Source organism: uncultured Mobiluncus sp., from assembly GCF_947087965.1.
Lineage (GTDB): Bacteria > Actinomycetota > Actinomycetes > Actinomycetales > Actinomycetaceae > Mobiluncus.
The window spans coordinates 112,797-136,345 of record NZ_CAMUES010000003.1 but is presented as its reverse complement, the minus strand read 5'-3'; the positions used below and the strand labels follow the sequence as shown (position 1 = coordinate 136,345).

The 23,549-nt window shown below is 57.8% G+C and carries 17 protein-coding genes; 9 read left to right on the top strand and 8 right to left on the bottom strand.

Translation table 11 applies throughout. From position 1 onward, the window contains the following. Positions 1 to 696: 696 nt before the first annotated feature. The 6 genes from Q0V70_RS04535 to Q0V70_RS04510 all read left to right on the top strand — a co-directional run bounded on the left by Q0V70_RS04535 (position 697) and on the right by Q0V70_RS04510 (position 8,295). Positions 697 to 1,425, top strand: coding sequence for a 2-C-methyl-D-erythritol 4-phosphate cytidylyltransferase (locus Q0V70_RS04535; protein WP_297588903.1), 729 nt, complete (start codon positions 697 to 699; stop codon positions 1,423 to 1,425). 260 nt (positions 1,426 to 1,685) lie between these two features. Further along, positions 1,686 to 3,260 (top strand): MFS transporter, encoded by a 1,575-nt coding sequence (locus Q0V70_RS04530; RefSeq protein WP_297588900.1) that lies wholly within the window; start codon positions 1,686 to 1,688, stop codon positions 3,258 to 3,260. Continuing rightward, complete coding sequence (locus tag Q0V70_RS04525; RefSeq protein ID WP_297588898.1) at positions 3,257 to 3,979, top strand: ABC transporter; 723 nt, start codon at positions 3,257 to 3,259, stop codon at positions 3,977 to 3,979. Before Q0V70_RS04530 ends, Q0V70_RS04525 begins: the two co-directional genes overlap by 4 nt. A 133-nt stretch (positions 3,980 to 4,112) precedes the next feature. After that, positions 4,113 to 5,489, top strand: coding sequence for an MFS transporter (locus Q0V70_RS04520; protein WP_297588896.1), 1,377 nt, complete (start codon positions 4,113 to 4,115; stop codon positions 5,487 to 5,489). A 96-nt stretch (positions 5,490 to 5,585) separates the two neighbouring features. Then, positions 5,586 to 7,715 (top strand): hypothetical protein, encoded by a 2,130-nt coding sequence (locus tag Q0V70_RS04515; protein ID WP_297588894.1) that lies wholly within the window; start codon positions 5,586 to 5,588, stop codon positions 7,713 to 7,715. 109 nt (positions 7,716 to 7,824) lie between these two features. Then, positions 7,825 to 8,295 carry a peroxiredoxin gene (locus tag Q0V70_RS04510; protein ID WP_295028615.1) on the top strand — a complete coding sequence of 157 codons (471 nt, stop codon included), beginning with the start codon at positions 7,825 to 7,827 and terminating at the stop codon, positions 8,293 to 8,295. Between the two features lies 1 nt (position 8,296). Here the strand turns inward: Q0V70_RS04510 and Q0V70_RS04505 are convergent, their stop codons facing one another. Together Q0V70_RS04505 and topA are read right to left on the bottom strand one after the other, a co-directional pair. Continuing rightward, positions 8,297 to 9,766 (bottom strand): MFS transporter, encoded by a 1,470-nt coding sequence (locus tag Q0V70_RS04505; RefSeq protein WP_297588891.1) that lies wholly within the window; start codon positions 9,764 to 9,766, stop codon positions 8,297 to 8,299. 70 nt (positions 9,767 to 9,836) lie between these two features. Next, on the bottom strand, positions 9,837 to 12,566 hold the full coding sequence (gene topA / locus Q0V70_RS04500; RefSeq protein WP_297588887.1) for a type I DNA topoisomerase: 2,730 nt from the start codon (positions 12,564 to 12,566) through the stop codon (positions 9,837 to 9,839). A 452-nt stretch (positions 12,567 to 13,018) separates the two neighbouring features. On the opposite strand from topA, the gene Q0V70_RS04495 reads away from it, so the two are divergent. Beyond that, a complete protein-coding gene (locus tag Q0V70_RS04495; RefSeq protein ID WP_297588884.1) occupies positions 13,019 to 14,743 on the top strand; it encodes a CAP domain-containing protein in 1,725 nt (574 codons plus the stop codon). 130 nt (positions 14,744 to 14,873) lie between these two features. Here the strand turns inward: Q0V70_RS04495 and Q0V70_RS04490 are convergent, their stop codons facing one another. The 5 genes from Q0V70_RS04490 to uppS form a co-directional block, all read right to left on the bottom strand. Next, positions 14,874 to 16,712, bottom strand: a complete 1,839-nt coding sequence (locus Q0V70_RS04490) for a phosphoenolpyruvate carboxykinase (GTP) (RefSeq protein WP_296182908.1) — start codon at positions 16,710 to 16,712, stop codon at positions 14,874 to 14,876. Between the two features lie 251 nt (positions 16,713 to 16,963). Beyond that, positions 16,964 to 18,250 (bottom strand): adenylosuccinate synthase, encoded by a 1,287-nt coding sequence (locus tag Q0V70_RS04485; RefSeq protein WP_297588880.1) that lies wholly within the window; start codon positions 18,248 to 18,250, stop codon positions 16,964 to 16,966. A gap of 114 nt (positions 18,251 to 18,364) precedes the next feature. Next, positions 18,365 to 18,538: a hypothetical protein gene (locus Q0V70_RS04480; RefSeq protein ID WP_004007695.1), complete on the bottom strand. Its 174-nt coding sequence runs from the start codon at positions 18,536 to 18,538 to the stop codon at positions 18,365 to 18,367. 152 nt (positions 18,539 to 18,690) lie between these two features. Beyond that, positions 18,691 to 20,103: a PhoH family protein gene (locus Q0V70_RS04475; RefSeq protein ID WP_297588878.1), complete on the bottom strand. Its 1,413-nt coding sequence runs from the start codon at positions 20,101 to 20,103 to the stop codon at positions 18,691 to 18,693. A 98-nt stretch (positions 20,104 to 20,201) separates the two neighbouring features. After that, positions 20,202 to 20,978, bottom strand: coding sequence for a polyprenyl diphosphate synthase (uppS, locus tag Q0V70_RS04470; RefSeq protein WP_297588876.1), 777 nt, complete (start codon positions 20,976 to 20,978; stop codon positions 20,202 to 20,204). Positions 20,979 to 21,085: 107 nt separating this feature from the next. Here uppS and Q0V70_RS04465 point away from each other — a divergent pair, with 107 nt between their 5' ends. After that, positions 21,086 to 21,778: a hemolysin III family protein gene (locus tag Q0V70_RS04465; RefSeq protein ID WP_297589189.1), complete on the top strand. Its 693-nt coding sequence runs from the start codon at positions 21,086 to 21,088 to the stop codon at positions 21,776 to 21,778. Between the two features lie 196 nt (positions 21,779 to 21,974). Beyond that, on the top strand, positions 21,975 to 22,460 hold the full coding sequence (gene greA, locus Q0V70_RS04460; RefSeq protein WP_282922546.1) for a transcription elongation factor GreA: 486 nt from the start codon (positions 21,975 to 21,977) through the stop codon (positions 22,458 to 22,460). Here the strand turns inward: greA and Q0V70_RS04455 are convergent. Continuing rightward, positions 22,420 to 23,547 carry an acyltransferase gene (locus Q0V70_RS04455; protein WP_297588873.1) on the bottom strand — a complete coding sequence of 376 codons (1,128 nt, stop codon included), beginning with the start codon at positions 23,545 to 23,547 and terminating at the stop codon, positions 22,420 to 22,422. The genes greA and Q0V70_RS04455 overlap by 41 nt on opposite strands. Positions 23,548 to 23,549 lie beyond the last annotated feature (2 nt).

Here is a 23,549-nt window from a genome sequence, read left to right as displayed (position 1 = left end):
TATGCCAGTTTATCAAGTTGTCCAACCGAAGAGCACCGCGCCGGTTGCGCAAGTGAGCCCAGCCGCGAGGTCTGGCGGCGTTCGGGGGGATGCCTCTCAGTCGCAGAAATGGGGTCCCGTTCTGTTTTTCTAAGCGGGCAAGCCGCTAAGAAAAACTACGAACACCCATATGCTCCTTCGAGGTCCCCCCTCCACCACCGCCCTCGCGATGAACCCCTGTATCCTGTCTGTTTTGCACGAATGACCGATTTCACTGTGCGCAATGCTGTCTCGACACAGCTGGAATCTCTATAACCTGCAGGTTTAAAAAACGGGAGTCGATGATGGCCCAGATTCTGGGTTGAAATCGGTCGTTAGTGAAACTATTCCGAAAAACCAAGGGGATTTCACACCTAAACAGGGCAGAAATCCGGAGCATAGACACCGGATTTCGGGCGGGAGAATCAGGAGGCTACTTGCTGGGTTGCGGATATAAGGTGGGATTTGGGTCGTACCTGCCATTATTGGCAGCTACTGCCCTATTTTCACCTTTAAACCACGCGCGCCCCGAAGCCCCGGTAACAAACAGCCCCTAAATTTCTCGGATAACGTTGAATAAAACCTATTTAAACGTCTCGGTGTGCCATATATGGCACACCGAGACGAATTAATAGGATTTATGCCGAAACCAGGGGAAAATATTGGGGGTAAATTGGCATGGTGAGACTTTTTGTGGTGCTGACTGCGGCAGGGTCGGGAACTCGGCTCGGTTGCGACATGCCCAAAGCGCTAGTTCCCGTAGCGCACCGCCCATTGCTGGAGTGGGCTTTAAAAGGTCTGCCCAGCTGCGATTTCGTCGTTGTCAGCGCGCCGCCGGCGCAGCGCGACCGTTTTCAGTCGGAGGTTTCCGGTTGTGGCGTCCCCGCTGCGGTTGTCCCCGGCGGTTCTTCGCGACAAGGCTCGGTGGCGGCAGCCATACGAGCACTGGTAAACATGGTTGACCCGGTGCAAGAAGATGACCTGGTTCTGGTTCATGACGCGGCTCGCCCTTTCACTCCACCCGCAGTGTTTGACCGCGTGGTGGCGGCTTTACAGGACGGTCATCGGGCCGTTGTTCCCGCCCTGCCCGTCACCGACACAATCAAGGTCGTAGCTGCGCGGACCCATCCCGACGAGCCTGTCGAGGTCGTCACTGCCACCCCGAACCGCGCAACTTTGCGAGCAATCCAGACGCCACAAGGCTTTTACCTGCATGAGTTGGCTGCACTACACGAGCGGTTTGCCGAGCAATCGCTTACTGAGTCCACGGCATTTTCCGATGATGCAGCGCTTTATGAAGCCGCGAATCTGCCAGTCGTGACCGTAGACGGCGATCGCTCCGCCTACAAAATCACCACTCCCGCTGACCTGGCCCTCGCCGAATTCCAGCACTCCCCGCACCACTAACGTCCCCACCCTTGTGCAACGAACACCCTAAATAACACGAGAGAACTTAACAAATCCCTAACGTAAAACCGGTAGGTTAACAGTAAAGTCATCAAAGGGGAGAGATATGCCAAAACCAGGCGAATTCATACAAAAGTTAACCTGGTGTATGTGGGCGCAATGGCAGCGCGAAGCGCATGAGCCATCGCGGGCCGGGCGCGAAGGCGTCAAAAAACGGTCCGGGGGACCGTTTTAGCCGCAGCTCCTTGAAAGGGAAAACAATGACAAAAGAAGGCGGATTTCTTCAAAAACTAACTTGGTGCATGTGGGATGCCGGCGGCGCCTCTGTCAACGCGGTCGCGACGACTTTCGTGTTCACGGTCTACCTGACCGGGGCCGCTTTTGGCAACCAAACCGCCTCTTCACAGGCCGTTTCAACCGGGATGACCGTCGCGGGGATTATCGTGGCGCTGACTGCCCCCATCACGGGGCAGCGCGCGGATCGGCGCGGCAAAGGGACGTTCTGGCTGGGAGTGTTTTCGGCAATCATCATCGCTTGCCTGGCGGCGATGTTCTTTGTAGCGCCGCACCCGAACTTCCTGTGGTTGGGCGTAGGTCTGCTGGCGTTGATGACCATGTTCTTCGAGTTCGCCACCGTGAACTATTACGCCATGCTGACTCGGATTTCCAACGCCGACAACATCGGAAAAATCAGCGGTATCGGCTGGGCCAGCGGGTATTTCGGCGGAATTGTCCTGTTGATGTTCCTGAACTTCGGGTTCATCTCGGAAAATAACTTCACCGGCTTGGATACTTCAAACGGCATGGGGGTGCGAGTCGCGATGCTGGTCGCGGCCGCGTGGTCGCTGATTTTCTTTGTGCCGGTGCTGTTCACCGTGCGGGGGCGGGTCGTGCCGGGCAGCGAAAATCTGCCGCACGAGTCCATTTTCACTTCCTACAAAAAGCTGTTCCAAACCATCGCCTGGCTGTTTCGCAACGCCCCGAACGTGCTGTATTTCCTGTTTGCCTCCGCGATTTTCCGCGATGGGCTGTCCGGCGTCTTTACGTTCGGCGGCATAATCGCCGCGGTGACTTTCGGTTTCTCTCCCGGAGAAGTCATTATTTTCGCGGTCGTCGCCAACGTTGCGGCCGGTATCGCCACAACGTTGATGGGATTCTTTGACGACAAAATCGGCCCCAAGAAAGTCATGATTTTCTCCCTCATCATGCTGGTAGCCTGCTGTTTGGGGGTTTTCGCCCTGCACGCCCAAGGCAAAATCATCATGTGGACGATTGGGCTGTTCATGACGCTGTGGGTCGGCCCAGCCCAGTCGGCTTCCCGTTCTTTCCTGGCGCGGCGCATTCCCGAGGGCCACGAGGGCGAGGTGTTCGGGCTCTACCAGACGACGGGTCGCTCGGTGACGTGGCTGGCTCCCCTGATGTTTACCCTGTTCATCAGCCTGGGCCAGCACTTTACCCCGTTTATTCCGCCCGCTTTGCTGTCCGTGACGACGGGTCCGGGCGGCCCGATGATGGCGATTCACGAGCAGGCTCAATACTGGGGCATCCTCGGGATCGGCTTGGTGCTGCTGATCGGATTGCTGATGCTGCTGCCGGTGCGCGAGGACCACATGGTATTACGGGGGGCTCCCGAGGCCGCATCTCACGTTTCCGCTCCTGCCGCCGTTTCGGGCGACCCCACAAGTCTTGAGGGGGACGTTTCCGTGACGGTTTCGCCCTCCGGGCTCGGCCAGCCGGTCGAACTCCCGACAGAAACACCAACGGAGGACTCCTCACCCGGGACTCCCCCGCCCAGCACGCCAGACCCCACACAAGCCCCCGGAGGTGCCCAATGAAACGCCAGCTTATTTCGATGATTGCCGCGGCCGGCCTGGTGACGCTGAGCCTAACCGGATGCGCCTCAGATCAAAGCAAAGTTGACGCGAAACCGGCGCCCGGCTCTCCTGACATCGGTGCGACGGCCGCCATTTTTGCCGACCTGAAACTGGCGGGGCACTCGCTCACACCGTTCAACGAGGACGAATCTACCCAGCTGCGCCAACAGGTTGACCTGGCCGGGGACCAGGTACGCGACCTGAAAAATCCGGCCGGACTGAAGTTTGAGCCCGCCGGTTCCGGCTGCCAAGCCATGATGCGCAATTCTTTCAACCTTCCCCTGCTGCACTGGCCCTCCCTGGCGGCCCAAGCGCCTGACGGAAAGGCCGCAGCTCAGGTGTTCCTGGCCCCCTCCGAGCAGGATGTGCGGTCGATGATTAACAATCTGGACACGATGACCAGGAACTGCGAGGAAGTGACAGTGAGCGCCCCGACCGGCACCGTGAAGATGACTCTCAAGTTCAATGATCCCGCCGTATCTTGCCCGAGCGGATACCGCCAAACCGTGACTCGGAATCGGGTCAGCCAGACTTTGGACGTGTGTTACGTCCCGGAAGGCAACGCCGTTTTGGCGCTCTCCCTGGCGGATTCCACGGATACCGCTCAGGGCATGGCGCAGGATTTTGAGGATTTCTCGTCGCGTTTCTATGCGCGGCTCGCTCCGCTGTACACCGAGTAGTCCCTCGTCCCTGCACGAGTCACGCTGCCCCGCCTGAAACGGTAGGGCACCCGCGGCCCGCATCTGCGGTGCGGCCTGATAAGCGCGGTTTCGCAATGTCAGCGGGCGCGCGGCTGAGGAATATACTGGCCGTATGTCGTCAGTTCGCAAATCTAAGGCTCCTGGTCCTCGTCAGCCCGACAGTATCCTGGCTTCCCCCGACCCTGCCATGATTGATGCCGCCCGCACCGAACCGGGCGGCATTCCCGTTCCGGTCGAGAAACTGCCCCTGACTGCGCTGCGCCCTACCGCCCAAGCGGCTTTCACCGGCTACACCAGTCACGACCCGGAATACCGGCGCATCAAGTTTGCCCTGTTCGTAGCCGGTTTCGTGACTTTCGCCCAGATTTATGAGGTGCAGGTGCTACTGCCGGACATTTCGAAGTTTTTCTCTATCCCCCCGGTCACAGCCTCGCTGGCACTGTCGCTGACGACCCTGGCGTTGGCTATCTCGATGTTCTTTATCGGGCCGTCCTCGGAGCGTCTGGGACGCCGTCCGATTATTTTGATTTCTCTGTTCGTGGCTTCCCTCCTGGGTATCATCTTAGGTTTTACCCCGAACTGGGGCTTTTTGATGGTCGGGCGTTTTGTGCAAGGCATGGCTTTAGCGGGTTTGCCCGCGGTGGCCACAGCTTACCTGGCTGAAGAAATCTGTTCAGCTGAGCTGCCCAAGGCGGCCGGTTCCTACGTGGCCGGCACCGCGATTGGCGGTATGTTGGGCCGGATTCTCTCCGGGTTTCTGTCTCACCTGGTGGGCTGGGACATGACCATCACTATCCTGGGGTGCATCGGCGTGGTCGGGACAGTGCTGGTGTGGCTGCTTTTGCCCAAACAAGAGGGTTTCTCTAAGGCCGAGCCGGGGCTGAAAGCCCTAATGCAACACACCAAGGATGTCCTGACCGAACCCGGTTTGCTGCTGCTGTTCGTGATTGGCGGCACCGCGCTGGGCGCTTATCAAAGTATCCTCAACATGATGCCCTACCGTTTGACCGGCGCGCCCTACTTTATGGCGACCTGGATTGTTTCCCTGATTTTCCTGGTCAACCTGTTCGGCTCGTTTGCGGCTTCCACAGCGGGCAGCCTGGCTTCTCGTTTTGGCAGGCGGGCAGTAGTTCCGGTCGCCGGCATCATCTATCTGGTGGGGATTTTGATGATGTTGGCCAAGCCGTTGTGGGCGATTTTCGCGGGTCTGGTGGTGTTTACCATCGGGTTTTTTGCGGTTCATTCCGTCGCGACCGGCTGGGTTACGGCCCGAGCGGTGTCCGGGGTAGGCGCCACCGGCCAGGCTTCGTCAGCCTACTCGATTGTTTACTATGCCGGCGGCTCGATTTTCGGCACTTTGGCTGGTTTTGGTTGGACCGCCCTGGGCTGGCCGGGCGTAGTGGCGATTTCTGGCTCCCTGGCAGTTGTGGTCATCATCCTGGCGTTGATCTTGCGCCACATCAAACCTCTGTCCGCCTCCGGGTACTAAACTTCGCGAAAACCGGTTAACCGTACCCACCCCGGACCTAAACTGTAACGGTGCGAGCGATGCTCGCGACACGTATCCCTAGTGAGGAACAATCAAATGGCAGAACATGAAAAACCGGGGCTGGGTGAGCGGTTTAAATACCGTTTCGACAACCTCATGTCCAAAGGCATGTTGGGGAAAATTTTCCTGCTGGGTCTGCTCAGCATCGTGTTTATTTTCATAATTTTTGTGTTGACCCGTATCTTTGAGCGCACGCCGATGGATCCGGGCAAACAGCTGTGGGTCACGCTGATGCGGACTTTTGACCCCGGAAACCTCAACGGGGACGAAGAAGTCTATTCAAAAGTTTTCGTGTTTTTCATGTTGTTAGCCACTCTGTACGGCATTTTTTTCTTGGCCACGTTTATCGGGATTATCAATAACGGCCTGGAAAACTATATGGATATGCTCAATCAGGGTAAATCTCATGTCCTGGAACGTAACCACACCGTCCTCTTGGGCTTCAACGAAATCGCGTTCAATATTTTGGAACAGCTTTTTCTGGCCAACCTCAGTGAACCCAAGAAAACTGTGGTGATTCTTTCCTCGGACCATGACCCGCGAGAGCTGGAGGACACTATCCACAACCGGTTTCGCTTGGGTCTGCAAGACGGAACCTCGCAGCGTAAGTACCAAAAACACACTCGGGTCATTTGCCGCAAAGGCGAAATTTACGCCGAAAACGATTTGGCGATGTGCTCCCTGGAACACTGCCATTCCGTCATCATCAACGCCAACAGTGACTTTTACACCATCAAAGCCATTATGGCTTGCCGGAAGTATCTGGAAAACGTGGCGGCCGGGTCGGAACAAAACCAACCGCGGCGCCCCGGGCCTCATATCACAGCGGTTATTCACCAGAAAAAGAACATTAATGCCGCTTATATCGCCGGCGGAGAGTTTCTCGAAGTCATTTGCTACGAAGAATTTATGTCCAGAATCATGGCGAATTCCGCTCGCCAGCCGGGGCTATCCCAAGTATTTAACATGCTGTTCAACTACCAAGATAGCGAAATTTACTCCGCCGATACCGCAAACCTGCGGCTTAACGGCACCCCCCTACCTCTTGAGAACATCCCGATTTATGAAATCAATCAATACCTTAAGAATGCGGTGGCTATCGGCGGCTATACGAGTCAAGACGCGCCGCGGCTGAGCGTGGACGACAAACTCAATCGCCGGCAAATTCCTCACAGTCTGCTGTTTCCCTCCATAGTCAACGAAACAAATCCGGGAACGCTGCGCGGTTTTGAGAAACTCTATCTGGTTGAGGAGGACAACGGGGTCGAGGAACTGACCGAGAAAGTCTGCGATTGGTCAAATGACCCGAAGCCCTGGACGGTTCCGGATAAACCACGGGGCAACATCGTCATTATCGGGGCTAACGACCTGCTCCCCTCCGTGCTGGAGGGCTTTAGCGGATTCCTCAGCGACAATGCTTCAATTCTGGTGTTGGACAATGCCTCTAAGATTGCCCAAGCGAATAATTTTTGCCCCAAAGGTCTCGATGTTCGCTACGCGGCTTGCAATATCGATTCCTATGAGGAACTGGCGAAGTGGCTGCCCACTCCTGAACCCGCGTCCGCGGGCTGCGGCCCCAGCTGGGACTGCACTCGCAGCATTTTGCTGCTGTCCGACTTCCAGTGGGAACAAGCCGACGAGGCACACCCCGACCCGGACGACTTGTACAACCGGATGAGTCTGGCGGATGAAAAAACGCTTTCGCGCCTCCTTTATGTCCGTCAACTCTGTACCCTGGCGTCCGAGCCTTACTCCATCACCTGTGAAATGAACCTTGAGCAAAATCGGAGACTCGCCGAATACACCGGCAACGAGGATTATGTGGTGGGCACCAGCGTTACCGCCCTGATTATTGCGCAAATCTCAGAGAGCCGCGATTTGTACCTAGTTTTCCGGGAGTTGCTCAGCCCCAACGGTTCCGAACTCTATATGCGCAAAGCTGGCTCCTACCTGGGATTTTCCGATTCCCCCAAAGCCTTCAACTTTTTTGAAATGTTGGCGCTCACGGCCCAAAAGAACGAAGTGCTAATCGGTTTTCGCCGCCGTGGCGCTGATGGCCAGTACGAAACGCCCGCCGTCCTTCCGCCACGCTACGATGCCAGCGGCGCGCTGATTCGCTACACCGTCCATCCTGAGGATTTGTTGGTCACCATCGCTGAACAGTAGTCGCACTCGCTTGCTTCACAAGGGGTTGGCTCCGGTTTCCGGTGCCGTTACGGTGCGTTGCGGGGTCGCCGGGCAGGGCGAAATGCCGGGCGGGTCGTAGGATAGAAACATGGAACAGAAACTCAACGTGGGCGATGCGGCCCCGGACTTTACAATCGAAACCACCGCAGGAACCTTCCACCTGGCCGAGGCTCGTCAAGCCGCGAAAGCCGGGGTGGTCGTGTACTTTTACCCCCGCGCGATGACCCCGGGCTGCACCACGGAGGCTTGTGACTTCCGCGATTCCCTGAACTCCCTGAAATCCGCGGGATACACGGTCATCGGGATTAGCCCGGACCAAATGCCCGCCCTGGAAAAGTTCCGCGACAAACAGACCCTGAACTTCGCCTTGGGCTCCGACCCGGAGCATACAGTCCTGTCTGACTACGGCGTGTGGCAGGTGAAACCCCTGACGAAAAAGCTCGGGGTGGTGCGCTCCACGTTCGTAGTCAGCCCGGATGGCACGCTGGTTTCCGCGAAATACAACGTGCGGGCGACCGGGCATGTCGCCCGCCTGCGCAAAGAACTCGGACTGGATTAAATCACTGTTCGTCGGGGCCGCTATCAGGGTTCTCCCCGGTTTCGTCAGAAGGGTCGCCGCTGGGGTTTTCCGAAGTGTTCTCGGCCGGGTTTTCCCGAGGGGCCTCGCTAGCGTCCTCGGTCGGCTCCGATTCGGGACCGTAATAGCCGGGGTCTACGGGATAGACGGTCTGCAGCGGGCTCGGCCCGCAGTCGTAGTGGCGTTCCCGAGGGCCTTCCATCAGCAAGAACGGCCACCGGCGCTGCCAGGAAAACCGCAGCTGCCAAGCAAACAGCGCCCAGATAAACACCGCTATCGCCGCGCCCATGCAGGCCAGCGCCCCCAAACCGATGCTCCAACGGGCTCCGAAAGTCTTTCCAACCCAGCCCACCAGCGGGGACCCGATGGGCGTGGCACCCAGGTTGAACACGAAGTAAATCGAGAGGACCCGCCCTCGTAAACTTTCGGGCGTAGACGTTTGAATCAGGGCGTTTGCCGCGGTCAGCAGGGTAATCATGAAGAACCCGGCGGGTATGGACATGACCGCAAAAGCCCAATAGGTCGGGCACAGCGCCAAAAGCGCCTCGGCCAATCCAAAAAAGAAAACCCCGGAAATGACCATCGCGAAACGCGGGTGAGTGCGCCGCGCCGCCAACAGCGCGCCCGAGAGAGAACCGACCGCCAGCATCGTCCCCAGCAAACCGTACTCGCCCGGCCCTTTGGCATACACATCGGTGGCCATGAAAGCCTGGGTCATCTGCAGGTTGAACCCGAAAGCACCGGTCAGGGTAATCAGGAAGATGATGGCTTTCAGGTCGGAGCGGGATTGCACGTAGGCGAAACCCTCCCGAATCATGCCACGACGCCGCACCCCGCGCTTGACCACAAAGAAATTATCCCTGCGCATCAGCGCCAAAGTCACCACCGGAATCACGAAAATGACCGTGTTGATGACGAACACCCAGCCCGGCCCCAGCACCGCAATAAGCACCCCCGCCAGGGCAGGACCAATGAGGCGGGCAATGTTGAAAGCCATCGAGTTCAGCCCCACCGCGTTGGGCAGGCACTCCGCCGGGACCAGCTCTGAGATGAAAGTTTGGCGCTGGGAAATCGCCAGGGCATCAAAAATGCCGGTCACGAACGCGATGAGGTAAATCTCAAACAGCTGCGCCGAGCCAGTCAGCAGCAACAACCCCAGAATCAACCCCAGCAAGGCCACCCCGAATTGGGTAATTTGCAGCATCATGCGCCGATCCATCCAATCCGCCAACGCCCCGCCAAAGAAACCGAAAATCAGCTGGGGCAGGAACTGCAGGGCGGTGGTCATCCCGACCGCGAACGCATCGTTGTCGGTCAAAACGACCAGGACCACCCAAATCTGGGCGACACGCTGCATCCACATCGCGGTCGCCGCAAACAGATTCGAGACAAACCATAGCCGAAAATTCGCGAACCGCAGTGAATAGAAGGTTTTACTGGCCAAGCGGCTCATCTTCTTTCTATTCCACAGGTTCCCCTAGGCGTGGTCTCGCTGTTGGGGGTCGAGACCAGCAGGTTTTCGCTTACTTTTTCTTGGTCTTTGCAGTAGTTTTCTTCGCCGTAGTTTTGCGAGCCGGCGTTTTGCGTTTCTTGGTGGGACCTTTGGCGCGTTTTATGGCCAAGAGTTCAAACGCGGAGCTTTCGGTCAGCGTGGCGGGGTCGGTGCCGCGCGGCACGGTCGCGTTCGTGGTTCCGTCCGTCACATAAGGTCCGTAGCGGCCGTTCTTAAGGGTGACTTTCTGGCCTGTTTCGGGATCCTCGCCGAACTCCATCATCACCGTTTGCGATGTCGCCGCCCGCCCGCGAGTTTTCGGCGCCGCCAGCAACGCCAATGCCTGTTCGGTCGTCAGCGTGAACAGCTGTTCCTCGCTTTCCAGTGAGCGCGTGTCGGTACCGCGCTTGATGTACGGCCCGTACCGCCCGTTAGATGCCACAATGTCCACGCCTTCGCTGTCCTGACCGACCGTGCGCGGCAGGCTCAACAGTTGCAGGGCTTCCTCCAGGGTAATCGTGTCCGGGGACTGAGTTTTCAGCAGGGAGGCCGTCCGATTCTTGGGTTTCTTTTTCGCGGCTTTTTTTGCCTTGGTTTCGCTATCCGCTTCGGCTTCCGGTTCCGGGGCCAGTTCCTCCACGTAAGGACCAAATCTGCCGTTCTTGGCGACAATCTGAAGTCCGGTTTCGGGGTGTATCCCCACCACCCGGTCGCCTTGGGCACCTTTCTCCAACAGTTCCCGAGCCATCTCCAGAGTCAGCTCATCGGGAGCCACCGTATCGGGAACCGAAGCGCGTTCTTCGCCGCGCTGCAGGTAGGGGCCGTAGCGTCCCACACGCAGGGCGATTCCTTCGCCCAGCTCCACCGTGTTCAGGGCGGCAGCGTCAATATCCCCCAGCTCCGCCACCGCGCGTTGTAGCCCTAATCCTTGCAGGTCAGAGCCTTTACCGTGACCGTACCAAAAGTCCTTTAACCACTGGGTGCGGTCGGCTTGCCCGGCCGCGATTTTATCCAAATCGGCTTCCATATCGGCCGTGAAGTCGTAATCGATGAGCCCGGGCAGGTTTTCTTCCAGCAGTTTCACCACGGAAAATGCCAGCCACGACGGCACCAGAGCCTGTCCGCGGCGATACACATACTGCCGGTCCACAATGGTAGAAATCGTGGAGGCATAGGTCGAGGGTCGCCCGATCTCGCGTTCTTCCATCGCTTTGACCAGCGAGGCATCCGTGTAGCGGGCAGGCGGGGTCGTGAAATGCTGACGGTCCTCGCCAGAGTCCAGGTTATTGAGATTTAGCCGGTCGGTGACTTGCATCCGCGGCAGTCTCGCCTCGCCGGTCTTGCCCTCACCGGAAGTCACCGCGGGTTCATCGCCCTCATCCCGGCCTTCCTCGTAAGCGGCGAGGAAACCGGGATTTTCAATCACCGTTCCGGATGCCCCAAACTCGGCGTGAACCGAGCCATCACCAGGAGTCGCCGCAATCTTCACCGACACGGTGGTGCCGGTGGCATCGTTCATTTGGCAAGCCAGGGTGCGCCGGAAGATGAGGTTGTACAGTTTCCACTCGCGCGCATTGAGTTTGCCTTCCAGACTCGAGGGCAGCTGGAACTGCTCCCCCGCGGGGCGGATAGCTTCGTGAGCCTCCTGCGCTCCCTTCGTTTTTGTCTCATAGATGCGGGGTTTAGCCGGTACTGCGTCCTTGCCGAAGCGGCTCACCGCCAGGGACCGAGCCGCGGAAATAGCCTGTTCAGACAGGTTGACCGAGTCGGTACGCATATAGGTGATGTAACCGTTTTCGTACAGAGACTGCGCCACGCGCATCGTGTCTCGCGAGTTCAACCGTAGTTTCCGGGACGCTTCTTGCTGCAGGGAAGACGTCGTGAACGGGGCGGGGGGACGGCGCCGATACGGCTTGGAGTCTACGTCGTCGACCGACCAGGTCGCGCCCGTGCTGATGGCATCAGCCAGCTTTCGCGCCGTGGCACCATCCAGCGCAAACACCCCGGCCTTTTGTGCCGCGGACTTGAGCTTTCCGTGCTCGTCAAAGTCTTTGCCGGTCGCAATGCGTTTGCCATCCACCTCCCGCAAGGTGGCGGAGAACTCGGTGCCGCCCGCCTCGGGAGTCAGCCAGGCCACCAAATCCCAGTATTCAGCAGAGGTAAAACTCATCCTGTCGCGTTCCCGGTCGACGACCATCCGGGTCGCCACCGACTGCACCCGTCCCGCCGACAAGCCGGTACGAATCTTGCGCCATAGCAGGGGGGAGACTTCGTATCCGACCAGGCGGTCGAGGATACGGCGAGTCTCTTGGGCATTGACCAGGTCGGTGTCTAGCTCGCGGGGGTGGCTCAGGGCGTGGTTGATAGCGTCCCTAGTAATCTCGTGAAACACCATGCGTTTTACGGGGACTTTCGGTTTCAGCACCTCCAGTAGGTGCCAGGCAATAGCCTCTCCCTCGCGGTCCTCATCAGTGGCCAGCAGGAGTTCGTCAGCTTCTTTCAGCCGGGCTTTCAGCTCGCTGACTTTCTTTTTCTTATCCCCGTCAACCACGTAATACGGCTCGAAGTCGTGATCCAGGTCAACCGCGAACTTCGCGTAGCCGGTCTTTTTCAACGCGGCGGGAAGGTCAGACGGCTGCGCGAGGTCACGAATGTGACCCACCGATGCCTCCACGTCGAAGTCGTCGCCAAGAAACCTCCCAATGGTTCGGGCTTTCGCCGGGGACTCGACAATCACGAGTTTTTGGTTTGCTTCAGCCACTAAGTCTTACTCCTTTTAAATGCGCAAAAAATGAGTTTACCTTCTGAAAGATACCTCGAATTCCCCGATTGGGTAAAATTGTGGAGTTTTCCGGCGGGCTTTGTCACCATCGAAATTGTCAGGTCTAATCGCCCTTTCTACTTGTGATTTATATCACACAAGCCTCACCGGCACCACGCCCACACGACCTTTTGCACTCCCTCTCAGCGCAAAAGCCAAGGGTAAACCCGCGCAAAGGAAACAGCGGACCCAACTCCCTTTTGCTGGTCAAACCTGCATGAAGTCACGATATATAATTCTCATTCACGACTCATGAAGGTCGATACGATTAAAGAGGGAAAGTGTGCCCAAATCACCTGGTCTTTGTCAGATTGGAAGGAGGCCGGGGCGTTGCCGTTTTGCGAGGGGAGGGCTGAACGATGCGCCGTGCGTTAGACACTAAACTGACGCCATTGCTGGCATTCGTCTCCATCGTCAGTATCCTCGTGGCGTGCGTGCTGGAAGCTCCCGCTAGCGGGCATGGCACCAGATTCGGCGCGACAAAAACCCCCGACCGAGTCCACTCCGCCGAGCTGCACCAGCCGGCACCACCGGACAACAACTTTATCGACACGACTTCTAAATCTGAAGTTCGCCGCGCCTACCTGGCACATTACGAAAAAAACATGATTCGTCCCGCCATGAGTGTCGGGGTGGACCTGGAAAAATGCGACCCTGGCCAAGCGGTGACAGACGGTATTCGCCCCATCGTTGAGGCCTGGAATTTTATGCGCGGTCTCAACGGCTTAAACGCCGTCACCTTGGACACTTCGGGAGCAATCGCTCCCTACACTCAAGCCGCCGCAATGGTCAGCGCCCGCAACGGCAAACTGTCACACTATCCGGCGGTAGAGGGGTTTGCTTGTGCTACCGATGATGCGGTGCGCGGGGCAAGACATTCCAACCTCGCCCAATCCATCTCACAAACTTCTGCAGAAACTGCCCTATGGTACTACATGGATTATTCCAGCCAATCCAACCCCACCAATGACCAGCTCGGGCACCGCCTGTTTATGATGGATCCGCAGTTGTCCCTGACTTCTATCGGGGCCGTGGCAGGCTATACCGCTATCTCGGTTCGCACCGGTGAACCCTATCCGGGGCTGCCCGCCGAAGCCATGCATGATTCCCAAGCCCCTTCCCCAGAATGGATGAGCTGGCCCTCCGCCGGGTTCTTTCCCAAACAACTGCTGACCTCGGTAGGGGAAACCAACTCGGGGATGGACGTGGAACGTTGGAGCTTCTCGGTGCTGAACGCGGACCTCTCCACCGCGAAAGCCACCATTATTGACCCGACCGGACACCCGGTTCCTCTCACCACCATTCACCCCGGTGAACGGGGAATTACATTCACGCCCCGCGCCATTGCAGACTATTCCACCCTGCTGATGAAGTTCCCCACGATAGAACGGAAGCCGGTGGGCCAGGAAAACCTGGTATATAAAGTCAAGATTGAGGGGGTTAAGCACTCCCCAAAGAGTACCTACGAATATCAGGTGGCGCTGTTCGACCCGCTGACTCCCCTAGAGAAAAGCGCCCCTCAAATTCAGCTGATGGAACAGCCCCTGACCGGGGTGGGATACAAGCTGGCTAGCCCCATCCGAATGCAAGTTTCGGCTTGGCCGGTGCCGAAATATCAGTGGCAGGAACGTGATCATGCCGAAACCTGGAGGGACATCCCCGGGGCGAACCAGGAAACTTACACCCCCGATGGAATCTGGTCATGGGAGCGCTCGAAGAACACCGAATACCGCCTGATAGCGATTTCTTCTGAAGGTACCGCCACTTCTGAACCGGTGCGGGTGGCGGTGCAGGGTCTAAAGAATATGCCGTCCAGCGCAAAAGTCCCGGTGGGGTCGCGCGTCTCGTTTGAGGCAGCACCTATTATGGACCCTGACGGCTCCCTGTTCGACACGACCTATGAGTGGCAGGTGAAACGCGCCGGAATCTGGCAGCGTATCTTCGACGACGGGCATTTTGAGGACACCGACACCAACCGCCTGTCCATCAGCCGGGTCACTTTGGCCGATCAAGGCTTGCAGTTCCGTCTGGTTGTTCGCTCCAAGATTTTCAAACTGTCCGGATATGACGTGGTCGTTTCCTGGTCGGACGGCAACGCCAAACTCACGGTTTACTAGGGCCACGTCTGCACTGTGCCCGGCCCGAGGTTTAGGCTTTTTGGCAAACTATTGGCATACAAAGGCGGGCAGTCACCGAATGGTGACTGCCCGCCAAAATATTAATGGGTCAGTGCCCCATGAGCACTAACTACTTAGCGGCCTTGAGGCGCTCACGCAAGCCTTCCAGCTCTGCCTTAAGTTGAGCCGGGAGCTTGTCGCCGAACTGAGCGAAGTACTTTTCGGTATCTTCGGTCTCAGCCAGCCAAGCCTCGGGGTTAATCTCAAACAGGGCATCCCAGGCGGCCTTGTCGATGTCCAAGCCCTCCAGGTTGAAGTCCTCGAACTTCGGGTAGAACCCAGTCGGACCCTCAATGGCGTCAACCTGGCCGGACACGCGCTTGACCACCCAGTCGAGCACGCGGGAGTTCTCGCCGTAGCCGGGCCACATGAACTTGCCGTCAGGCGTCTTGCGGAACCAGTTGACGTGGTAGACGCGCGGGAACTTGTCGCCCAGCTTCTCTTGCATCTCTAGCCAGTGACCCCAGTAGTCCGCCATGTTGTAGCCGCAGAACGGCAGCATCGCGAAGGGATCATGACGCAGCGAGCCAACCGCGCCTTCTGCGGCAGCGGTCTGTTCGGAGGACACGTTCGCACCGATGAACACGCCGTGAGCCGGGTTCTTCTGCTCGGTCACCAGCGGCACGTTCGAGGCGCGGCGGCCACCGAACAATACGGCGTCAATCGGCACGCCCTCGGGAGCCTCCCAGTCGGGGCAGATAATCGGGCACTGCGCGGCCGGAGCAGTGAAGCGGCTGTTCGGGTGGGCTGCCTTTTCGCCGGATTCCGGCGTCCAGTCCTTGCCGTGCCAGTCAATGAGGTGGCTCGGGGTCGGGCCGTCAATACCTTCCCACCACACATCGCCGTCGTCAGTCAAGGCGACGTTGGTAAAGATGGTGTTTTCCTTCATGGACTCCATGGCCATCGGGTTGGTGTCATAAGACGTGCCGGGCGCCACACCAAAGAAGCCCGCCTCCGGGTTGATGGCGCGCAAGGTGCCGTCCGGGCCGGGACGCATCCAGGCGATATCGTCGCCGATGGTTTCGACCTTGTAGCCCTTGATAGTGGGCTGCAACATAGCCAGGTTCGTCTTGCCGCAGGCAGACGGGAAAGCCGCCGTCACGTGGTAGCGCTTGCCGGTCTTTTCGTCCGTCAGACGCAGAATCAGCATGTGCTCGGCCATCCAGCCGTCGCGGCGCGCCATGGTGGAGGCGATACGCAGCGCGAAGCACTTCTTGCCCAGCAGGGCGTTGCCGCCGTAACCCGAACCGTAGGACCAAATCTCGTTGGTCTCGGGGAAGTGGGTGATGTACTTGGTTTCGTTGCACGGCCAGTTCGTGTCCTTCTGGCCCGGTTCGAGCGGCGCGCCCACGGAGTGAACTGCCGGAACCCACGGCTTGCCCGAGTTAATCAGGTCCATCGCCTTGGCACCCATGCGCGTCATGATGCGCATGTTCAACACCACGTAGGCGGAGTCGGTCAGCTCGATGCCCAGCTGGGAAATCGGGCCGCCCAGCGGACCCATCGAGAACGGCACCACGTACATGGTGCGGCCCTTCATCGCGCCCTGGAACACGCCATTTTCCCCAATCAGGGTTTCCTTCATTTCCTTGGGGTCAGCCCAGTGGTTCGTGGGGCCAGCGTCCTCTTCCTTTTCGCAGCAGATGAAGGTGCGGGATTCCACACGCGCCACGTCAGACGGCAGCGAGCGCGCCAAGAACGAGTTCGGGCGCTTCTCAGGGTTCAAACGGGTAAAGATTCCGGCATCAACCAGCAGTTGCGACAAGCGGTCCCATTCCTCTTGGGAACCGTCACAGAACTCAATAGATTCCGGAGTCGTCATTGCCGCGACCTTAGCAACCCACTTAACTACCTCTTCAGGAGCATTTGCGGGAGCTGCAGCGCGGACATCAGTTTCAGTAACAGCCATAAAGGGCCTCCTACATAGATTGTTTCTCTTACACCGCAATTATCGCGCATTTTCGAATATTGTGCAGGGAGTTAAGTCCTATGCCGAGGTGAATTTTGGCAACTTTTCGGGGTCAAAAGGTCGGTACGCTCATTACCCGGAACGCTGCAGGTTCCTGGTGGGGAACCACCACCCCGACCACGGCGCACCGAGAGACCTCCCACCCGCGCTTTTTAGCAGGGAAAACGGAAAAAGGAAACCGCAAAACGAAGTTAGATGAGGGTGTAACGCACAATCGCGTCTTCGCGCGAAGCCCCCGTACCGATGACGGAGATGCGGCAACCCACCTTGTCCTCCAGGTAAGCAACGTAATCCTGCGCCGCCTTGGGGAGCTTCCGGAAGTCGGTGATGCCGCTGATGTCCTCGCCTTTCCAGCCGGGGACTTCTTCGTAAATCGGGCGGGACGCAGCAAAGTCGACCGAATAGTCGGGCATCTGGTCGGTACGTCCGCGCGGGGTTTCGTAGCCCACACAGACCGGAATCTTGTCAAACTCGGACATGACGTCCAGTTTCGTCATCACCAGGTCGGTCAGACCGTTGACGCGCACGGCGTAACGCACTACCACCGCGTCAAACCAGCCGGTACGGCGCGGACGTCCCGTCGTAGCCCCGTATTCTGAACCGAGTGTCCGCAGCTGTTCACCAGTTGCATCAGTCAGTTCGGTCGGGAAGGGCCCTTCGCCCACGCGGGTCGTGTAGGCTTTCATAACCCCCACCACCCGGTCGATGCGAGTCGGGCCGATACCGGTACCGGTGCAGGCTCCACCCGCGGTGCAGTTCGACGAAGTGACGTAAGGGTAGGTGCCGTGGTCGATGTCCAGCATGGTCGCTTGACCGCCCTCGAATAGCACCACGCGCTTTTCATCCAGCGCGTTATTCAACACCAGAGACGTGTTCGCCACCATCGGGCGCAGTCGCTCCGTGTAGGACAGCAGTTCCTGGGTGACTTCAATAGGATCGATTGGTTCAGCATGGGACCAGTCTTGCGAAATGCTCTTTAGGATTTCGGACATGGCGGTGACTTTTTCGCCCAAAATTTCGGGGTCGAACAGGTCTTGGACTTGGATTCCAATCCGGTACATTTTTTCGGCATAGGTCGGGCCAATCCCTCGCCCGGTCGTGCCGATTTTGCGGGGGCCACGGTACTGTTCAGAAGAACGGTCTATGGCAATGGCAAAAGGTGTGATGACATGGGCTCGGCTGGAGATGAGCAGTCGGTCGCAGGGCACGCCCCGCTTCTCCAAGTCGTCGATTTCCTGGAACAAAACTTTCGGGTCAATGACGGTGCCGTTGCCGATAACCGGAGTCACGCGCGGAGACAGGATGCCGGTAGGCAGCAGGTGCAGCGCAAACTTTTCACCACGAACCACCACGGTGTGACCAGCGTTGTTACCACCATTATATTTGACCGAAAAATCCACGTCTTTGGCCAGCTGATCAGTTGCTTTTCCTTTACCTTCATCGCCCCACTGGGCTCCCAAAACTACTATCGCAGGCATTGTTCTATCGTTGTCCTCTAAATATCGGAATTGCGCGGCGCGCGCAGATTCAGTCTAGCAAATCATCTGAACTTTTGACCCCTCGGCTCACAGCTAAGGAATAGCAGCGGCAAATCAAGGACGCGAGGACGCCTCTAGTTCAGCCCATTCCGAGGGAGTCAGCCGGAACACGCCCTTTTCCTCCGCCAAGCGCTTGGAAGCGAGCGCAGCAGCGATGGCTGAACGCATCAGCAAAGATTGCGCCTCCGGAGGAAACGGGAGATTTTGCGGGTTTTCGTCATCACGCACGGGTATCAAACTAGCATTCAGGAGCAAATTGCCGCGGCATCAACACCCGAAACCGCCAAAAATCAACACAATTTGTCCCTAATTGGCGCACTCAAGGGGAGTGCCGCACGAAAGCGCGGCGATTGTCGGAGTGCGATTGGGGGTGCGGCGACTCAATAATCAAGCAGGCTGGTGACCAAATCCGCGATGGCGCTGCGTTCCGAACGAATCAGGGTCGTGTGGGCGAACAGGGACGAGCCTTTCAAATCTTCGATGACCGCGGCAATACCGTCATAGCGTCCCACCCGCAGGTTATCGCGCTGCGAAACGTCATGAGTCAGCACAATTTTGGCGTTCTGACCCATACGCGACAGCACCGTCAGCAACACGTTGCGCTCCAGGGACTGTGCCTCGTCAACAATCACGAACGCGTCATGCAAGGAACGACCGCGAATGTGGGTCAGCGGCAGCACCTCCAGCAGGCCGCGTGCCACCACCTCGTCAACAACTTCCGGAGCCACAATCGAAGACAGGGTGTCGAACACGGCTTGCGCCCACGGATCCATCTTCTCTTCACCGCTGCCCGGCAAGTAGCCCAAGCTCTGCCCCCCGACCGCGTAAATGGGACGGAACACGACAATCTTGCGGTGCTCGTGACGTTCCACCACCGCGTCCAACCCGGCCGCCAAAGCCAGAGCCGACTTGCCAGTGCCGGCCCGCCCACCCAGGGACACAATCCCAATTTCCGGGTTGACCAGGTGATCCATCGCGATACGCTGCTCGGCGGAACGCCCTTTCACACCGAACAGTTCCCGATCCGTGCGCACCAGGTGCACCTGATTGTCACCCCAGATGGTGGCCAGGGCAGAGCCTCGCGGGGAACTCAAGATAATTCCGGTATGGACGGGTTGGTCCTCCAGCGAGGGGATTTCGGGTTCTTCGAAGTCGACGCTGTTGTCTTCCTCGTTCACCAGGCTCGTCGGGTCGTTGCTATAAGTCGCGACATCGTTTTCTTCATCCCCCGGGTCGTTCGTCAGCACAATCGTGTCGAACTCCACCGCGCCGTCCTGATAGAGCCGGGACATGTCCTGTTCGCTCATCTCGCCGCGAATGACCCCGCGATAGGTGTCTGCACTCGACAGCGGGTTACGGTACACATCAGCGTCCAAGCCGATAGAGGACGCTTTGACCCGCATCGGCAGGTCTTTGGACACGACTGTCACGTCCGCCCCGGTTTTCGCCAGATTGGCAGCGACCGCCAGAATCTTCGTGTCATTGTCGCCCAGGCGCATCCCGGAGGGTAGCACCGAGTCATCGATAGAGTTCAACTCCACCCGCACGGTCCCCCCTTGTGAACCAACCGGAACGGGCTGATCGAGCCGACCGTTGGCGATACGCAAATCGTCGAGCAGGTGCAGCGCTTTACGGGCGAAATATCCCAGCTCTGGATCATGACGCTTTTTCTCTAACTCGGTGATGACCACCACCGGCAAAACGACCTGGTGCTCGGCAAACTTCAGCAAGGCCTTCGGATCGGACAACAACACGGACGTATCAAGCACATAGGTGCGCGCAGGGGTAGCCATGTTTTGACCTTATCAATGGCACGGGGTTCGAGCGTGCTAAAGCGCCGGTTTTACGAGGTTCTTACATTTTGTAATTTGTCCCGCTGAGGCAACGGGGTTCACTTTCCCAGGCGACGTTCCCGATTTCCGTAGTCACGCAGGGCACGCAGGAAGTCGACCTTGCGGAAGCTCGGCCAATACGTTTCACAAAAGTAGAACTCGGAATTCGCGCTTTGCCACAGCAAAAATCCACTGAGACGCTGCTCCCCCGAAGTGCGAATTACCAGGTCAGGGTCCGGTTGCCCCTTGGTGTACAGGTGAGCTTCGATGTCCTCCAGACGAATTTGATCAGTCACCTCTGCCAGGGTTTCCCCCTTTTCAGCCGCTTCGTTGAGGTATTCCCGCACGGCGTTGACGATTTCCTGACGTCCCCCATAAGCGACGGCGATATTCACCACCAGCGCATTTTCCGGTCCGGTTCCGTTAGCCGCACGCAGGATTGCGGCCAGGCCCGGATCCAGCAGGGATGTGTCGCCCAACACTCGCAATTGGTATCGACCCGAAGCCTGTAAACCTTGTACGGTATGGCCGATGACGTCTTGCAAGGGCTGGAGCTCCGCGGCTTTCCGACCCAAGTTGTCAATCGAGAGCATCCACAAGGTCACGACTTTGACCGGCCATTCCTCACACCACTGCAACACTTCAGTGATTTTCAGAGCTCCGCGCTGGTGCCCACGGGTCGCCGGAGCACCTTCCGCTTTCGCCCAACGCCGGTTTCCGTCCAGGATAATGCCGATATGTCGCGGCACTCCTGCCGGATTAATTTCACGAATCAAACGTCTGGCATAAATCCGGTAGAGGATTCCAGGCTTTGACTTTTTCACGGAGCTGCTCACATAATCAGTTTAAAACATTTAAATGCATAACTTGCCCATCCTGACTGGCGCGGGTTGGGCAAGCTGAACGGGGGAACGTTATGGGTGTGAAATCTGGCCGGACGCTGATGCCGCGTCTGGTTAATCCTCGCACCGGGCGGCCCTACACCTTCCAACGTTGGGATTGGAAAGCAATGCGCCGCAAACCCGCCCTGCGAGGATGGATTCACACGGTGGCCACTCCGCTGTCTATGGCGGCTTCTATCGTGTTGCTGGTGTTGGCACCGAAATCCCTAAAATTTGCGTGCGTCGTTTACATGTTGGCTTCCCTGGTGCTGTTTGCGATGAGCGCCGTGTACCACATGGGTTCGTGGCCTAAATCGGTGGACGCAATCTTGCGCCGTTTCGATCACGCCAATATTTTCCTGTTGATTGCCGGCACGTACACACCTATCTCGTTCGGTCTGCTGGCAGGGCGCGATAGAGTCATTTTGCTTTCAGTAGTCTGGGTGGGAGCCGTTCTCGGGATTGCCACGTCTTTGATTTGGCCTCACGCTCCCCGTTGGGTCAACACGATTCTCTACGTGGTTTTGGGCTGGGTCGCTTTGATGTATTTCCCCGAGCTCTACGCGGCTTCCCTGCCCGCCTTTTGGATGCTGGTCGCGGGCGGTTTGGCCTATACGGTCGGAGCGGTTGTTTATGCCACAAAATGGCCTAACCCCGATCCGGACGTTTTTGGGTTCCACGAGTTTTTCCACGCTTGGACTGTCGCGGCCTGGGCGTGTCACTGCGTTGCGGCCTATTTCGCCATTCTCGGTTAGGGGTTCACAAGGCCGGTGGTTCGGGTTTCCTTGCAGCAGCGGTCTATTGCCGGGTTGTGTTCGTTTTTTCCAGCGTTTTACTTGGTTTTAATATCTGGTAAAGTAATGAGCGCTTGCGTTGCGGCTGATTTTTGAAACAAGCTAGCTTTCTCGCCTGACGCAGGCGCTAATCTTTTAATCTTTCAAGGAGACGATTATGGCTGAAGAAGCGAAAAAAAACTGGATGACCCAGGCGTCTTTTGACCGTCTACAAGCGGAGCTCGACGAACGCACGGGCCCGATTCGCTCTGAAATCACCAAGAAGATTGATGCGGCCCGCCGCGAGGGCGACCTGAAAGAAAACGGCGGCTACCACGCGGCTCGTGACGAACAATCCCAAAACGAAACCCGCATCTTGGAACTGCAAGAAATCCTCAAGTACGCCGAAGTTGGCGAAGCCGCGGCCGATGGCACTATCGGACCGGGCAGCGTAGTGGAGGCAAAGGTCGGACCGAAAAAGATGACGTTCCTGCTGGGTTCGCGCGATGCTGCCAAGGGGATGGATATTCAGGTGTTTTCCCCCGATGCTCCCCTCGGCGTGGCCCTGGCTGGTCACCGGACTGGCGACACCGTGGAATACGTCGCGCCGACCGGCAAGAAGATCAAGGTTCAGGTGCTGGACACTCACCCTTACCAGGGCTAAGTTCTTTCTCTCGTTTTTCTCGTTTGGTGCAATATTCCGCCCAGGTTTTCGACCAGGCGGCGAGTTTCGCATCAAGCGGGGCGGTGAGACGCGCCATAACCCACGCCAGACCCACTGTCGCCGCGAAGCACACCAGGGCGTAAACGTAGGGAGCGGCATCAGCCATGCCGAGTTCCCGCAACGCCAGCATCGGCAAACGCTGCAGCACATAAACCCAGAACAGGTGTTTACCAAACCAGTGCAGCACGGGATTATTCAGTTGTATGAATAGCGTGATTTGCACGACGAGGAGGCAAAACAGCATGGCTTCGAGTTCAAACACCAGGAAGCTCAAGTAATCGAGTTTAGTGGTGAGGACAAAGAGCGCCGCCGTTATGAGTAACGCGGAGACGTAACCCCAGGTACGGCGGTAGACACGCTCGAAGTGCTCGCGGGCCAGGCAGTAGCACATGCCCAACAGATAGCAGCACAGCGTGTTGTAGGTGTAGGTGGCGTTTCCTTTGAAATGCCACATGAACACGGTAAAGCCTCCCACCAGGACACAGTTCAGGATGAAAGCCAGCCACGGGTGGTTCTGGAAAATGCTAAACGCCAGCCAAGTCAGGGCATAGAGCACCAGAATCGCGAAAATGTACCAGCTGGAAGAACCGATGGACTTCCAGCCAAGGAACGCCCAGGCGGTCTGTGCCGGGGTGAACGGGCGGGACAGCGACAGGTTCATGATGATGAACAAGACCTGGGCGATAGCGAAGTTCACCCAGGTCACCGCCACGCGCTTGAGCGGCATAGTGTGGACATAACCGGGCTTGTGCACCAGGGAATACGCCACTCCGAACCCGGAATAGAACAGGAACAGAGCCACCATCAGCTGACCGAGTCCCGTGGCAACGTGGTGCATCACCCCGTCCCACGCCGGGTTATAGGGCATGTAGGAACGGATGTGGGCATAAAACACAATCAGGATAAAGACCCCGTTAATGCGAGTGGTGTGATCGTGATCGAGGTATCCCTCGAAATTGTCACCGTGCCGGTGAATCCTGGCGCCCCACAGCACCAGGATGACAATGAACAGCAGAAACAGATTCATTG